12 protein-coding genes are annotated in these 14,979 nt (G+C 68.6%); 6 read left to right on the plus strand and 6 right to left on the minus strand.

Translation table 11 applies throughout. The features are described 5' to 3' along the window. The first annotated feature begins 146 nt into the window (after positions 1-146). Positions 147-1,466: an aldehyde dehydrogenase family protein gene (locus tag ABZS64_RS10375; protein WP_355825968.1), complete on the plus strand. Its 1,320-nt coding sequence runs from the start codon at positions 147-149 to the stop codon at positions 1,464-1,466. Between the two features lie 18 nt (positions 1,467-1,484). Here the strand turns inward: ABZS64_RS10375 and ABZS64_RS10380 are convergent, their stop codons facing one another. Continuing rightward, positions 1,485-3,494 (minus strand): translation factor GTPase family protein, encoded by a 2,010-nt coding sequence (locus ABZS64_RS10380; RefSeq protein ID WP_355825970.1) that lies wholly within the window; start codon positions 3,492-3,494, stop codon positions 1,485-1,487. A 419-nt stretch (positions 3,495-3,913) separates the two neighbouring features. Between ABZS64_RS10380 and ABZS64_RS10385 the strand changes: the two genes are divergently transcribed. After that, positions 3,914-5,299 (plus strand): FAD-binding oxidoreductase, encoded by a 1,386-nt coding sequence (locus ABZS64_RS10385; RefSeq protein ID WP_355825971.1) that lies wholly within the window; start codon positions 3,914-3,916, stop codon positions 5,297-5,299. Between the two features lie 62 nt (positions 5,300-5,361). On the opposite strand, the gene ABZS64_RS10390 is transcribed toward ABZS64_RS10385, so the two are convergent. The 4 genes from ABZS64_RS10390 to ABZS64_RS10405 all read right to left on the minus strand — a co-directional run bounded on the left by ABZS64_RS10390 (position 5,362) and on the right by ABZS64_RS10405 (position 10,405). Then, positions 5,362-5,754, minus strand: a complete 393-nt coding sequence (locus ABZS64_RS10390) for a hypothetical protein (RefSeq protein ID WP_355825974.1) — start codon at positions 5,752-5,754, stop codon at positions 5,362-5,364. Between the two features lie 356 nt (positions 5,755-6,110). After that, the gene (locus tag ABZS64_RS10395) at positions 6,111-7,034 is read right to left on the minus strand and encodes a MurR/RpiR family transcriptional regulator (protein WP_355825977.1); all 924 of its coding nucleotides are present in this window, start codon (positions 7,032-7,034) and stop codon (positions 6,111-6,113) included. A 106-nt stretch (positions 7,035-7,140) separates the two neighbouring features. Then, complete coding sequence (locus tag ABZS64_RS10400; protein ID WP_355826070.1) at positions 7,141-9,861, minus strand: exo-beta-D-glucosaminidase; 2,721 nt, start codon at positions 9,859-9,861, stop codon at positions 7,141-7,143. Positions 9,862-10,117: 256 nt separating this feature from the next. Beyond that, complete coding sequence (locus ABZS64_RS10405) at positions 10,118-10,405, minus strand: hypothetical protein (RefSeq protein ID WP_355825980.1); 288 nt, start codon at positions 10,403-10,405, stop codon at positions 10,118-10,120. 167 nt (positions 10,406-10,572) lie between these two features. Here ABZS64_RS10405 and ABZS64_RS10410 point away from each other — a divergent pair, with 167 nt between their 5' ends. The 4 genes from ABZS64_RS10410 (at position 10,573) to ABZS64_RS10425 (ending at position 13,660) form a co-directional block, all read left to right on the plus strand. Further along, complete coding sequence (locus ABZS64_RS10410) at positions 10,573-11,502, plus strand: NAD(P)-dependent oxidoreductase (protein WP_355825983.1); 930 nt, start codon at positions 10,573-10,575, stop codon at positions 11,500-11,502. A 71-nt stretch (positions 11,503-11,573) separates the two neighbouring features. Next, positions 11,574-12,152 carry a YdeI/OmpD-associated family protein gene (locus tag ABZS64_RS10415; RefSeq protein ID WP_355825986.1) on the plus strand — a complete coding sequence of 193 codons (579 nt, stop codon included), beginning with the start codon at positions 11,574-11,576 and terminating at the stop codon, positions 12,150-12,152. Positions 12,153-12,274: 122 nt separating this feature from the next. Continuing rightward, positions 12,275-12,721 (plus strand): SRPBCC family protein, encoded by a 447-nt coding sequence (locus ABZS64_RS10420; protein WP_355825989.1) that lies wholly within the window; start codon positions 12,275-12,277, stop codon positions 12,719-12,721. A 117-nt stretch (positions 12,722-12,838) separates the two neighbouring features. Further along, the gene (locus ABZS64_RS10425) at positions 12,839-13,660 is read left to right on the plus strand and encodes a maleylpyruvate isomerase family mycothiol-dependent enzyme (RefSeq protein WP_355825990.1); all 822 of its coding nucleotides are present in this window, start codon (positions 12,839-12,841) and stop codon (positions 13,658-13,660) included. 23 nt (positions 13,661-13,683) lie between these two features. Here the strand turns inward: ABZS64_RS10425 and ABZS64_RS10430 are convergent, their stop codons facing one another. Next, on the minus strand, positions 13,684-14,958 hold the full coding sequence (locus ABZS64_RS10430) for an MFS transporter (RefSeq protein ID WP_355825993.1): 1,275 nt from the start codon (positions 14,956-14,958) through the stop codon (positions 13,684-13,686). Positions 14,959-14,979: the final 21 nt, after the last annotated feature.

Consider the following 14,979-nt stretch of genomic DNA (forward strand, 5'->3'; position numbering starts at 1 on the left):
CCGATCCCGGTGCCTGTGCCAGGTGCCGTCGCCCTTGCGGGCCGGGAATGTATTTGGCAGCATGAAATGTTGGCTTATACATCGAGCTGCTGGCTCGACACCACCCGTGCGGGCCCACCGCCCGCCCCCCCCACCAGCGAGGCCCCGTGAACAACGACACCCCTGAGCAGCCCGCCGACATCGTGGCCCGGCTGCGCGCCACCTTCCGCTCCGGTCGTACCAAGCCCGCCGACTGGCGCACGGCTCAGCTGCGCCGGCTGCGGGAGATGCTCACCGAGAACGGCGCCGACCTCGCCGCCGGCCTCAACGCCGACCTGGGCAAGAGCTCCACCGAGGCGTTCCGCACCGAGATCGACTTCACCGTCCGCGAGATCGATCACACCCTGGACCACCTCGACGTGTGGCTGCGCCCCGAACCGGCTCCGGTGCCGGCGCACATCGGCGAGGCGACGGCCTGGACGCAGTACGACGCCCTGGGCGTGGTGCTCGTCATCGCCCCCTGGAACTATCCGTTGCAGCTGCTGCTCACGCCCATGATCGGCGCGCTGGCCGCCGGCAACGCGGTGGTCGCCAAGCCCAGCGAGATGGCACCGGCCACGTCGGCCGTGCTCACGCGGCTGTTGCCGCAGTACCTCGACACCGACGCCGTGGCCGTCGTCGAAGGCGGGATCCCGGAGACCACCGCCCTGCTGGCCGAGCGTTTCGACCACATCTTCTACACCGGCAACGGCGCCGTGGGCCGTATCGTCATGACCGCTGCCGCCCAGCACCTCACCCCGGTCACTCTTGAACTGGGCGGAAAATCCCCGGTGTTCATCGACCGGGACGCCGATCTGCGCACCGTCGCCGCACGGCTGGCGCGCGGCAAGTTCCTCAACGCGGGGCAGACATGCGTGGCGCCCGACTACGTCCTCACGGACCCGCAGACGGCCCGTGCCCTCGAGCCCGCTCTCGTCGAGGCCATCGAGGCGTTGTACGGATCCGAGCCGGCGGCGTCCCCCGAGTACGGGCGGATCGTCAACGAGCGGCACTTCGACCGGCTGAGTGCGCTGCTCGACTCCGGCCGCGTCGTCGTCGGCGGCACCGGCGAGCGCAGCACGAAGTACATCGCGCCCACCGTGCTCGCCGATGTCGACCCGAAGGCGCCGGTCATGCAGGAGGAGATCTTCGGCCCCGTTCTCCCGATCGTCACGGTGCCGGACCTGGGCGGGGCCATCGACTTCATCAACGACCGCGACAAGCCCCTCGCCCTGTACGCCTTCACCGAGTCCGAGACCACGCGGCAGCGCCTGGCGTCCGAGACCTCGTCCGGTGGCCTCGGGTTCGGCCTGCCGCTCGCCCATCTCACTGTCTCCGACCTGCCGTTCGGGGGCGTCGGCGAGAGCGGCATGGGCAACTATCACGGCCGCTACTCGATCGAGACGTTCAGCCACCGCAAGGCGGTGCTCGACAAGCCGCTGTCCTGACCCGGGCATTCCGGCCGGCTACACCCCCTCCCGGCGACCCCCGACCCGTCGCACGACCTGGAGCAGATATTCCTTGCGGTTGAGCGGATCGTGGTCCGTCCGCGGCCGGCTCGGGATCGTGCCGCGGACCGCCTGGTAGCGTTCGAAGGCGTATTCCAGTACGCCCTCGCCGCGTGTGAGTCCAGGCAGTTGCTGCTCCAGCGCATGCATCCGATCCGCCGGAATCTCGCCCTCAAGTACGCCTGCCGAATCCCGCACGACCGGCGTCTGCGGGATGGCACCCAGCCGCGCCAGTACGGGCAGAATCGGCCCGAGCACGTCGGCCGGAAGCTCCAGCCGGAAGCGGTGCATCGGCTCGAACACCCTGGTGCCTGCCTGTTGCAGCGCGCTCATCAGGACCAGCGGCGTCAGATTGCGGAAGTCCCCGGCCGTGCTCGACATGCTCTTGTCGAAGGTGCCGTGGGAATGACTCTGCCGCGCCCAGTAGCCGGAATGCGTCATGGTTACGGTGCAGTCGGTGACCTGCCATCCGTAAATCCCTTGCTGCAGCGTCTCCTTCACGGTTTCTTCGACCGCCTTGATGAAGGAGAAGGGCATCGAGCCCAGCTCGACTTCCAGCCGGAATTCCACGCCGGAGCCGACCGGAGCGGGATCGACGCGCAGGCCGACAGTGGCGAGAAACGGATTGGGCTCCTTGGCGATGATCTCGAAGGATGCACCCGTGCCGACAGGGCGTTCCAGGCAGATCGTCGTCGTCTCGCGGAAAGTGACGTCGACGCCGAAGTCGTTCGCCAGCGTCGCCTGGATGACCTCTTTCTGCACCTCGCCGTAGAGCGAGACGGATACTTCCTGCCGGATGTCGTCCTGGCGCAGATTGATCAGCGGGTCCTGCTCGGCGAGCTGGGCGAGCGCGAGATGCAGTGCCCCCTTGTCGGCGGCGCGGCAGGGAACGACGACCGTCTCCAGCGTCGGCGGGGCGAAATACTGCTGCTCCGGCGCGGGCGTTCGCGAGACGCCGATCGCGTCGCCGATCCGGATGCCCCCAAGGCCCCAGAGCTTTGCGATCCGCCCGGCGGCGACCGATGTGTGCCGGACCGCCGAACCGCGGTCGAAGACGCTGATCGCGGTGACCTTCTCCTCCTCGTCCCCGCGGATGCGCAGCCGGTCTCGTGTTCGCAGGGTCCCCGACAGCATGCGGACGTACGCGACCTTCTCACCGGCCGGGCCGCGCTCGATCTTGAACACGGTGCCCGAGACGGGTCCTTCGGTATCGCCCTCGCTCGCGGGCAACAGCTCCCTGATACCGGCGATCAGCGCATCCACGCCCGCGCCGGTGACGGCCGAGCCGAAGTACACGGGATGCACGAGCGCCTGCCGGGTCTGCGCCGCCAGTTCGTCGCGGAGTTGCGCGTACGAGATCGTGGTCTCGTCGTCGACATACGCGGCCAGGAGCGCGTCGTCGTGCCCGGACAGCAGGTCGACCAGCGCGGAGGCAAAACCTGCGTCGGCTTCGGTGTACGCAGTGGCGAAGGCGCCACGGGTGCCGAGCCCGGCGGTCGAACCCATCGGGACGATCTCCCGGCTCAGCTTCTCGGAAATGGCCCCCAGAACGGGCTCGTACTGCGCGCCACCTCGGTCGATCTTGTTCACGAAGATGAGCGTGGGGATACGCAGCCGATGCAGCGTCCGCATCAGCACACGCGTCTGCGCCTGCACGCCTTCCACGGCGGAGATGACCAGCACGGCACCGTCTAGCACGCTCAGGACCCGCTCCACCTCCGCGATGAAGTCCGGGTGGCCGGGCGTGTCGATCAGGTTGACCGTGATGTCGTCGACGACGAACGACACGACCGCGGACTTGATCGTGATGCCGCGCTGTCGTTCCAGCGCCAGTGAATCGGTCTGGGTACTTCCGTCGTCGACGCTGCCGATCTCGTCGATGACTCCGGCCGCGTGGAGCAGCCGCTCGGTCAGGCTTGTCTTACCGGCGTCTACATGCGCCAGAATTCCCAAGTTCAACGTTCGCACTGAGCGTCAGGTCCTCAAGATAGGTGTCAATTGCCTTCTGGATGGACGTGAACGCTCCGCGCATAATCATCTCCTTGGTCGATCAGCTGTCATCGTGAGTCCAGCAGACGGCCGCGCTGAGGGGCAACCGATTTTGTCGGCGCCCCGGTCCCGTACCGCGGCGCCAAACAGCCACCCCGCGGCACCGGGAACCGTCGATCTTCAGCGCCCGCCGAGGCGGAGGAATTGCGCTGCCTCCCGCCCGGCGGGAGGCTGGACATATCAGCCCCGCGGCGCCCGATTGCGCCTGCGGCCCGTGAAGTGCTCGGGCCAAGACTCCGCCGACGGGGGACAACGCGGCGGCGAGGCGTTGGAAGGTGCGGCCGGAACGGCCGGGAGGCCGGGCGGGTTGCGCTCTGCACCCCGTCTGGGAGATGGCCATGGACGGCACAACCTTGGAAGCGATGCGGACCGCCCTGCGCGGTCCGGTGATCGGCACACAGGACCCGGATTACAACCAGGCCCGCAAGATCTACAACGCCATGATCGACCGGCGCCCGGCCGCATTCGTGCGCTGCTCGGACGCTGCCGACGTCATGAACGCGGTCGACTTCATTCGCGACCACGGTCTCGAACTCGCCGTCAGAGGCGGCGGACACAGTGGCGCGGGCCTCTGTCTCGTGGACGACGGCGTCACCGTGGACCTCTCTGCGATGCGCTGGGTTCGCGTCGATCCGGCCGCCAGGACCGCGTCGGTCGGCGGCGGCTCACTGCTCGGCGACCTCGACCATGCCGCTCACGCCTTCGGTCTCGGCACACCCGCGGGCATCATGTCGACGACCGGCGTCGGCGGGCTCACCCTCGGCGGTGGTCACGGCCACCTCACACGTAAGTACGGCCTGACGGTGGACAATCTGCTCTCCGCCGACGTCGTACTCGCGGACGGCAGCTTCGTCACCGCGAGCGAGAGCGAGCACCCGGACCTGTTCTGGGCACTGCGCGGCGGTGGCGGGAACTTCGGCATCGTCACCTCGTTCAACTTCAAGCTGCATCCGGTGCACTCCGTGGGTGTCGCGATCTCGGTCTGGCCGGTCGACCAGACACGCGAAGTGCTGCAGTGGTACCGCGACTTCCTGCCGCAGGCACCCGACGACCTGAACGGCTTCTTCGCGCTGCTGGCCGTGCCGCCAGGTCCGCCGTTCCCTGAGGAGATCCACGGACACAAGATGTGCGGCGTGGTGTGGTGCTGGACGGGGGACCTGGCCCAACTCGACGAGGCGCTCATCGCCGTGAACGAGCCCGGAGCGCCGACCTTCCACTTCACGACGCCGATGCCCTACCCCGCGCTGCAGACCATGTTCGACGAGCTGATCCCCACCGGGCTGCAGTGGTACTGGCGCGGCGACTTCTTCGACCGGATCACCGACGAATCCATCGGCGTCCACCTCAAGTACGGCGAGAACCTTCCCACCGGCCTGTCGACCATGCACCTCTACCCGGTCGACGGTGCCGCGGCCCGGGTCGGCAGCGACGACACCGCGTGGGCCTACCGGGACGCCGTCTGGTCCGGCGTGATCGGCGGCATCGACCCCGACCCGGACAACGCCGAGACCATCAAGCAGTGGGCCGTCGACTACTGGGAAGAGCTGCATCCGTACTCGATGGGCGGCTCGTACGTGAACTTCATGGGCGCGGGCGAGGGCGAGGAGCGGGTGAAGGCCACCTACCGCGACCACTTCGACAAGCTCGCGGAGGTCAAGGCGACCTACGACCCGAAGAACCTGTTCCACGCGAACCAGAACATCGAGCCGGCCAAGAAGGGCTGACGCATCAGCGGACGGCGGCCACCGCCATTGCGCCAACCGTGGGCCCAACCCCGGGGGAGCGCTCAGACGTGCGAGCGTCTGCGCGGGACCGCGCCGGTCGTCTGAAGGGCTTCGGTGATGAGCCGGACGCCGCGAGCCAGGCGGTTGAGCTGCTCCAGCTCGATCGCGTACATCCTGATGGTGCTCTCGATGATCGACTCGGCCACTCCGAGAGTGGGCAGTTCGGCCCGGCAGGTCTGCAGCGCGGTCCGGACCGCCCGGATCTCGTGCTGCACCTGGAAGTGTGCATGGCGGGCGAGCAGGATCGGGTGGCGGGTGAGCGGCGAGTAGCCGGCGTAGCGGGCCGGAAGGAGGTCTCGCAGCCATCGGGCCGCCGTGCGTTCCCAGTCCTGGCTGCCGGGAGCCATGACCTGGCACGGCCAGTCCGCGTTGATCGGGGTGTAGATCTGGGACATCGTCGTCCTTTTGGGATGTCGTGCGGATGTCGTACGCGTGGGCTGTGATCGAGGGGATTTCCGGCGGCCCCGGCCCAGGGGTTGACCGGGGCCGCCGATGGCGGGCGTCCGAGGGGAGACGGAGCGCCCTGTTGGAACACCGCGGGCCGACATGAGGAGTCGTCGGCCTTCGATGTCCGGCTTCTGAGGCCCGTGAGGGCCGTGGTTCCGGCATGCGGCTCCGGGAGACCCGGGGCCACCGGAGAAGTAAATATATATACCGTCGAGTACGCAAGGGTATGAAAAATTTCATGCATCAAAAAACATGAAAACTCCTGGTCTGCGAGCCTTCGTCACTTTGGGCGGAAGGGCCCGGATCAGTCCTCGAGGAAGAAGTTGTGCTGCTCCGCGACCTGCTCGTAGCCCTCGAGCCGGACCTGCGTGCGCTGAGGGTCCGCATCCGCCATCGCCTGGAGGAGGGCGGCGGAGAGAACCCCCGGTGCCGCGTACGAGTCGAAGACCAGGCGTGAGCCCGTTCCGGCGATCAGCGCCACATCGGCCTCGTCCACCAGCGGCCCGAAGGCAAGATCGGTGATCAGCGCGACGCGCAGCCCGATACGGCGGGCCGTACGCATCGTCGCCAGCGTCTCGTTGGCATGCCTCGGCATGGCGAACGCCAGCACCCAGGTCCCGCCCGCCTCGTGAGACTGCAGCAGCGCGTCGTAGGCAACGCTGCCCCCGCGGGTCACCGTGCGCACATCGGGATGGATCCGCCGTGCGGCGTAGGCGAAGTACTCCGCCAGCGACACGGAGATCCGCAGGCCCAGAATCGTCAGCGGAACGGACCGGGCCAGCTCGCGGCCGACGTCGAGCACCTGGTTGGTGTCGGCGAGGAGCCGGCCCAGGCTCTCCAGGTTCTCGATCTCGGCGTCCACAGCCGCCTGAAGCTCATTGCGGCGGATTTCCTCCCGCGTGTCCGGCGAACCGGCGACCGCGCTGAGGGCGATGGGCTGCAGCGCCTCCCGCAGCGCGGGGAAACCGCTGAATCCCAGCGAGGCCGCGAAGCGGGTGACCGAGGGCTGGCTCACCCCCACGCGCTCCGCGAGCTCCGTGATCGACAGGAAAGCGGCCTCGGTGAGATGGTCCACCAGGTACTGGGCGATGCGCCGCTGCGCGGGGGACAGCCGGTGGCCGCCGAACAGGGCGAGAACCCGGTCCGTGGGGGCGGCCTCCGTCTCGGGAGACTGCCCTCCCGGCGTGATCGCAGACGCCTGTGCGCGTGCCTGCTGATCTGATGCCACCGGTGTCACTCCTTCTCGTCCCACTTCCGCTCAACATAGCTCACTCACCGTGGTCGCAAGGGGCCGAGAACGAGAACGGGCAGCCACCGGCAGCTCCGTACACTGATCAGCGCGCGTCCACCGTCGTCGTCGGAGTGTTCCAGCCGGAGATCCGCAGACGGGGCGCGGAACCGTGCAGGTCGCTCGTGCGGTACGTGGCGGTGAGCGTCGCCGATTCGCCCGGCCAGAGACTGACCTGGTTGTCGGACCACTGGACGGGCAGGACGGGTGCACCCGATGCATTGACCACATGGACGTCGGTGAGCAGCGCCGGGGTCCGGCCCGTGCCCGTATTGCGCACCGTGACCGTGGTCGTGGAGTTCCCGTCGCCGCCCGTCGTGGTGCTCGCGGTGGCGGACACGGTCGCCTCCGCCATGGAGCCCAGGCCCTTGAGGTCGGCGTAGGCGGTGGTGGGTGTGTAGTACCAGTCCGTGTTGGCCCAGTCGAGGACATCGGCCTTGGTGGAGAGCCAGTAGACGTTACGGCTCACTTCCTTGCCCGTGGCGTCGGCGAGCACCAGCCTGGCCAGGTACGTCGTGGACAGCCCGCCGACCGACGTGGGCAGCGTCAGCGCGGTCGTCTTCGCCCCGTCGCCGCCGACACTGAGGCTGGATGCGGTCCTGTCGTACTTCTCGGTGCCGTCGGTGTTGAACAGCGTCACGCGCGCGGTGAGCCCCGAGGCGGCAGCGTGCCGGTTGTTCACGAGAACGACCGAGCGACTGTCGTAGGAGTACTGGACGTGCAGCGGCTCATTGGCCTTCTTGGCCCCGGAGTAGGCGCCGCCCTGGTCCAGGTAACGGTCCAGCAGCTGCCAGTGCAGTGAGGTCCAGCCGCTGTTGAACATCCAGTACACGACGCCGGTGGCGGGCTTGGAGGAGTCGGAGGCATTGCGTCCGTACGACTCGAACTGCGCGCGCACGTTCTCGTACTGGGCCAACTGGGCCTTGCGTACATAGTCGTCGAGGCTCGTGGGCGCTCCGTAGCGTCCGGCGAGCGCGTTGTTGTAGAGCTTGAGGGTGCTGAAGGTGCTTGACGGCGAGCGGTGGTACTGCTTTGCGGACGGGCTGCGCCACAGCGTTTCCAGTTCGGCGGGGGACAGCATGCGGCGCAGGGTGTCGAGGGTGGGGATGTCGGGGCCCGCACTGGTCTCGGAGTTGAAGCCGGTGGCTCCGCCCTCGCGCTTGGCGTACCAGTAGTTGGGCGGTACCCAGTCGTAGGGGCCGGTCATCTTCATGCCCGAACTGCCGGAGACGGGCGATGACTTGTCCGAGGCTGCGGCGATCACCGGAGTGGACCAGTCGGCCGCCTCGAGAGCGTCGAGGTAGTTCTTCTCGGTCTTCGCGTCGGGGGCGAAGTCGCTGCCGATCAGGAAGGAGATGACGCTGGGGTGGTCGCGCAGCCGGGACGCCTCGGCGGCCATCGACGCCTTCGCGACCGGATAGTCGGCGTCGGCCCACTTGTCGCCGGGCTCGCTGCCGTTGTTGTTGCCCTCCCACTTGTCGCAGCACTCCCAGCCCGGCAGGGCCAGGACGCCGTAGCGGTCGGCGAGGTCGAAGAACTCGTCCGGCTCGATGTGGCCCTCGAGGCGGATGGTGTTCAGCCCCAGATCGAGCGCGTACTTGAGCCGGTCCTCGACGTAGCGACGGTCCCAGCGCAGGAATTCGTCGGGGGACCAGCCGCCGGCCTTGATGAGCAACGGGCGGCCGTTGACGCTGTACTGGCGGGCGCCGTCACTGTTCAGCGGCGCCTTCACATCCCGGATGCCGAAGGTCTGATGAGCGGTGTCGGAGACGGTCCCGGAGGCCGCGACGCTCACGTCGAGTTCGTACAGCGGCTGCTGACCCATAGTGGCGGGCCACCACACGCGCGCTTCCTGCAGGCGCAGTTGAGGGTACGCGGCCGGGGTGAAGGTGACCGTCTTCGTCTGGTGCGCGGCGAGGCTGACGTCCTGGCTGAAGGTGACGGAGCCGATGGTGCCGGACACGGTTGCGGTGACCGGATCGGCGGAGTCGTTGCGGGCCTGTGCCTTGACGGTCAGCTCGGCGGAGGAAAGCGAGGGCACCGCGAGCTTGGTGACCACATGGGTGTCGCGCAGCGCCACCGGGCCGCCGCGGCGGACCAGCACATCGCGCACGATGCCCATGTTCTCGTCCGGCGGGGGCTGGAGCCAGTCGATCCAGCCCATGGTGAGGTTCTTCCTGGGGTCGTTGGGCTGGATGCGGAAGGCGACGGTGTTGGTGCCCGCCTTCACCAGGGCGGTGATGTCCAGTTCATGGTGTGTGTACGCGCCGGCCACCGCACTCCGGTCCGCTGCCTGGCTGCCGTTGACGAACACATCGGCGGCGGAGATCACTCCGCTGAAGTCGAGGTAGGTGCGCTCGGAGGTGTCGGAGACGGTGAAGTCCGAGCGGTACCACCACGGGACGTCGAAATCGGCCGCCGGGATCTTCTTGAGATTGGTGGAGTAGAACGGATCGGCGTAGGTGCCGTTCGCGAGCAGCGCGCCGAGCACCGTGGACCGCGGCCCTGCCGGATACCAGCCGCTGGCCGGGTAGCCGGGGCTCGAGACGGCGGCGGCGGAGTCGGAGACCTTGGCCGTCGACTGGATGGCATAGCCGGACAGCGCGGTCCTGCTGCCGGGTGCGGCGGCGACCTTGGTCACCGCGCGTCCGCGTGCGGAGTGCGCGGCGGGCGTGGCCGATGTCGTACTCGTATGGAGCGCGAGGAGCAGGCCGAGGACGGCGGCAGCTGCGGTCAGGCGCCGGGACAGGGCGGGGCGGTGGGCCACGGTGATCTCCCAGAGGGCTGTTCGGAGCGTCCGCGCTTCGGCGGTCAAGTCAGGAACGGCGGTCAAGTTAGGAACCTTTACTAACTGTTCCGACGCTAGAGATCTGAGTCGGGCATGTCAATGAACGCGCCGCTCGGCACCCCTGGATGGCTCAATCCGGTATGGGGGGCGGGAGTTGGCCAGGCCGGGCCCCCCGCGAGTCTGACGCCGCCGCGCGGCGGTCGTCGTCGAAGGCCCGGCCGATGCGTACGGCCTGCTACTGCACGGCGGGAAGCAGTCCGGTGACGGGCGCGACCAGGTCGGTGAGCTGGTGCAGCTTGTTCAATTCGTTGATTCCTCCCCCGAGCCCCCTGAGCTGGCCGGAGGCCGGCGGCACTTCGGCCCGGTGCTCGGCAGGGATGTTGCTCGCGGCGAGACCGTCGATCACGCTCGTGGCGGCGATCTTGTGGTCGGGGGCGACATCGGCGCTCGCGGCGGGGGCTGCCAGAGCCGTGGCGCCGGTGGCGAGGGCTACGGCGGCGAGAACGCGTCGTGTTTTGGTCATGTCCTAGCAACGGCTGACATCACGGGCGGACACGGCCACCCGGCGCCACTCACCCGCGGGCGGCCGCATCGCACCGTGCCGGCTCCGCTCGCCGGATGCGAGGGGGTGCGGTCGGCTGGTTGGCTACGCGTTGTCGGCCGCACCCCCGACGCAGAGAGGCGACTCGAATGACCACATCCGCAGCAGAAAGCAGCGACAAGGCCCGTCCCGTGGTGGCGGTGCTCGGCACCGGCATCATGGGCGCCGCGATGGCCCGGAACCTGCTCCGCGCCGGGCTGCCGGTCCGGGCGTGGAACCGTACGCGGTCGAAGGCCGAAGCCCTCGTGCCCGACGGCGCGTACTGTGCCGGATCCCCCGAGGACGCCGTCACCGGCGCGGATGTGGTGCTGACCGTGCTCAACGGCGGGCCGAGGGTGCTCACCGCCATGCGGGAGGCGAGCGACGGCCTGGCCCCGGGGACGGTGTGGGCCCAGTCGGCGACCGTCGGGGATGCAGCGACGGCCGAGCTTGCGGACTTTGCCCGGCAGCGCTCCCTCACGTTCGTCGACGCCCCCGTTCTCGGTACGCGCCAGCCCGCGGAGGCCGGGGAGTTGCTGGTCCTCGCAGCGGGGCCCGACAGCACGCGAGCCGCACTGGCGCCCGTCTTCGATGCCGTGGGCCGGCGCACCACATGGGTGGACGACGACGGTTCCCGCGCGGCCGCCAGCAGGCTCAAGGTCGTGCTGAACAGCTGGGTCGGCGCCCTGACCCATGCGACCGGCGAGGCGCTCGCGCTGGCGCGCGGGCTCGGCGTGGATCCGCAGGCCTTCATCGAGAGTGTCTCCGGCGGTCCGCTGGACAGCGGGTACCTGCGGGTCAAGGCCAAGGCGATCCTCAGCGACGACTACACGCCCAGCTTCTCGGTCGACAACGCGCTCAAGGACGCACGGCTGATCGTCGACGCGGGGAAGCGCTCGGGCGTACGCCTCGATCTGGCTCAGGCGGGAGTGGCTCGCTTCGAGCGCCTGCAGCGCCGGGGCAAGGGCGAGCGGGACATGGCCGCCACCTATCTCGCCTCCTTCGACGAAGGCGCGGAACCCTCGGCCGGGGGGATCTAGGACAGAAACTGGCCTAGAGGCTGGCTAACGTGCCATCACGTGAGGCAGTCGCAAGCCCGGGAGGCGGCACGATGGAATCGTTCAACGGCCTGGAAGTCATCGCTTTCGAGGACGCAGCTCAATTGGAGTCCTGGCTCGGTGACCATCACGGGCTGCAATCCGGCGTATGGCTGAAGCTCGCCAAGAAGAGCTCCGGTATTGCGTCGGTGACGGCCGCGGAAGTCATCGATGTCGCGCTGTGCTACGGCTGGATCGATGGTCAGCGCCGTTCCCTCGACGAGTCGTACTTCCTGCAGAAGATCACGCCGCGCCGGCCGCGGAGTACTTGGTCGCAGGTCAATATCCGCAAGGTCGCGGCGCTGACGGAGGCGGGACGTATGCGCGAGCCCGGCCTCGCGGCGGTCGGGGCCGCCGAGGCGGACGGACGCTGGGCCGCGGCGTACGCATCACAGAAGGAAGCCACGGTCCCGCCTGATCTCGCAGCAGCTCTTGACGGAAACGAGCGGGCGAAAACCGCCTTCGGGAAACTCAATAAAACGAACAGATACGGTGTGATCCACCGACTTCTGACGGCGAGGACTCCCGATGTCAGAGCGGCGCGGCTCGATCGGATGATCGCCGCGCTTGAGACTGGTCAGCAGATTCAGTAGTCCTCGTGGAGGCCATCCACCCGTCTCCCCGCTGGCCGCCCCGACAGCGATATGCGCACCATGGCTGTCTGAGATGCTGCCCGAACGCCGCAGCCCGGGCGCGAGCGATCACTGGAGGAAGCATGGCCGGTCAGTTCGAGGCAACGGTCGAGATCGGCCGCCCCATCGAGGAAGTCTTCGCCTTTCTCGGGGACGGCGAGAACGATCCGAAATTCAGCCCCAGGGTCCTCGAGATCGCAAAGACGCCGGCCGGCCCGACCGCGGTGGGCACCGTGTTCAAGAGCACGGTCAAAGACGCCGGAATGACGACCAAGCGCGAGTTCCGGATCAGTGAGTTCGCGCCGCCCAGCACTATCCGCTGGAACGAGATCTCGAAGAACATGATCACGGCCAAGGAGGGCGGCTACGACCTCGAGTCCACGCCCGAAGGCAATACGCGGATGCGGATCTTCAACATCCTTGAGGGCCACGGCATCGGCAAGCTCATCGCGGGCTTCGCCCTGAGCGCGGCGCGCAAGGACGCGGATGCGTTCGGGCAGCGGATCAGGGCGGCTGTCGAGGCGTCCTGAGCGGGAAGCTGCGCGGGTGGGGTTCGGGCGGCAGCCGGTGCTGTGACAGGCTGCGTGAGGACGCCCGGCCGGACAGGTCGCCGGGCCGGACAGGTCGGGAAGCGCAGCAGCATGGCCATGGTGGATCATTCGGGGTCGGGTTCGCAGTCGGGTTCGCGCGGTTCGGGGTCCGGCGCGGTCTTGGCGTCCGCGGCTCATCGAGACGCCGTCGCGGCGGAGACCGCCCGGTTCGCGGAGGTGGTCGGGGGAGCGAACCTGGCGACTGCGGTGCCCAGTTGTCCGGGCTGGACGCTCCTGGACCTCGTCCGGCACGCCGGAAGCGTGCAGCGCTGGTTCTCCGTACTGCTGCGTCAGCTCGTCCAGGAACGCCCGCGCAGCCGTGATGTCGAGCTGAAGCTGCCGGCGGACGAGGACGGTTACGCGGACTGGCTCACGACATGCGCGGCCGAGGCGGCCGAGGCGTTCGCGGTCACCGACCTCGATGCTCCGATGTGGGTGTGGGGCGCCGATCACCACGCCAGGTTCTGGGTGCGGCGGATGCTGTTCGAGACCCTGGTGCACCGCGTCGACGCCGAACTCGCCCTGGGAGTTGCTCCCGTGATCGACCGCGAACTCGCGGCCGACGGAGTGGACGAGTTCCTGGTCAATCTGCCCTTCGCCTCACCCTTCGCCCCCAAGGTGGCCAACCTGCTGGGCAGTGGCGAAACCCTGCGCTTCAGCTGCACCGACTCGGACGGCGACTGGCTGGTCCGGCTGCGGCCCGACGGTTTCGGCGTCGACCAGGAGTCCGCGGACACCTCTGCGGACGCCACCGTCCATGGATCCGCGGCCGATCTGCTGCTTCTTCTGTACGGGCGTCTCGACCGCACCGCGGACGCTTTCGAGATCACCGGGGACGAGGATCTGCTGACCCGCTGGTTCGCCAACTCCGCATTCTGAGGGAGCCGTTCACCGGCTCGGCCTCAGCGCTCCAGCTCCTTGTGGGCGGTCTCCGGCAGCCGCAGATACACCGCGGAGGAGACGAGGCAGAGCGCGGTGACGTACCAGGGGAACAGCCCCGGGCTGCCGATCTCCTTGAACAGCGTGCCCACATACGGCGCGGTGCCGCCGAAGAGCGCGACCGTGAGGGAGTACGGGAAGCCGATGCCCGCCGCCCGCACGCGGGCCGGGAAGACCTCCGCGTTGACGGCCGCCGAGATCGAGGTGAAGCCGGTCAGGAGCACCATCCCCGTGCACTGGACCAGCAGCAGTGAGCCGAAGGAGCCGGTGAGCGAGCGCAGCAGGACCACGCTCAGCAGGGCGAAGCCCACGCCGAAGAAGAGCAGCAGCGGCCTGCGGCCGTAGCGGTCGGACAGCATGCCGCCAAGCGGCTGGAGCAGAGCGAAGAAGGCCAGCGAGATGGTGCCCGCGAGCAGGGCGTTGGCCTTGTCGATACCGGCGTTGAGCTCGGCGTACGTGGGCAGATAGGAGGTCCACGTGTAGTAGGCGATGGTGCCGCCCGCCGTGATGCCGCAGATCAGGAGAGACTGCCGGGCATAGTGGCGCAGCGCGTGGAACAGCCCGGCGGGGGCGGCCTGTTGCTGTTCCTCGCTGCGTGTCTCGTGCGCGCCGCGCCGGATCCAGAACCCGACGAGACTGAGGGCCGCGCCCACGACGAACGGCACGCGCCAGCCCCAGCCCTCCATCTGTGCCTCGCCGAGCCCGCTGACCAGGGCGGCGGCGATCCCCGAAGCCGCGAGCTGTCCGGCGGTGGTCGAGACGTACTGGAAGCTGGAGAACAGCCCGCGCCGCCCGGGACCCGCCGACTCGACCAGGAACGTGGTGGATGCCGCGAACTCCCCGCCGACGGAGAGCCCCTGGAGCAGCCGGGCGCCGACCAGCACGACCGGCGCGAGGGTCCCGGCGGAGGCGTATGTGGGGGTCAGGCCGACCAGCAGACTGCTGCCGCCCATCAGCAGAATGGTCACGGTCAGCGCGGCACGTCTGCCGCGCCGGTCCGCGATCGCGCCCATCAGCAGTCCGCCGACCGGCCGCATGAAGAAGCCCACCGCGAAGACGGCGAAGGTGGACAGGAGCGGTACGAGGGAGTTGCCGGAGCCTTTGGGGAAGACCTGGTCGGCGATGTACGTGGCGAGGAAGGTGTACGCGTACCAGTCGTACCACTCCACGGCATTGCCGACGGACGCCGCGATCAGCTGACGTAAGGGGCGTCGGGTCGGGGTCGAGAGCTGTGTCATGATCACGACCATCCCCAGGCC

The organism is Streptomyces sp. NPDC005408 (genome assembly GCF_040606445.1).
GTDB lineage: Bacteria > Actinomycetota > Actinomycetes > Streptomycetales > Streptomycetaceae > Streptomyces.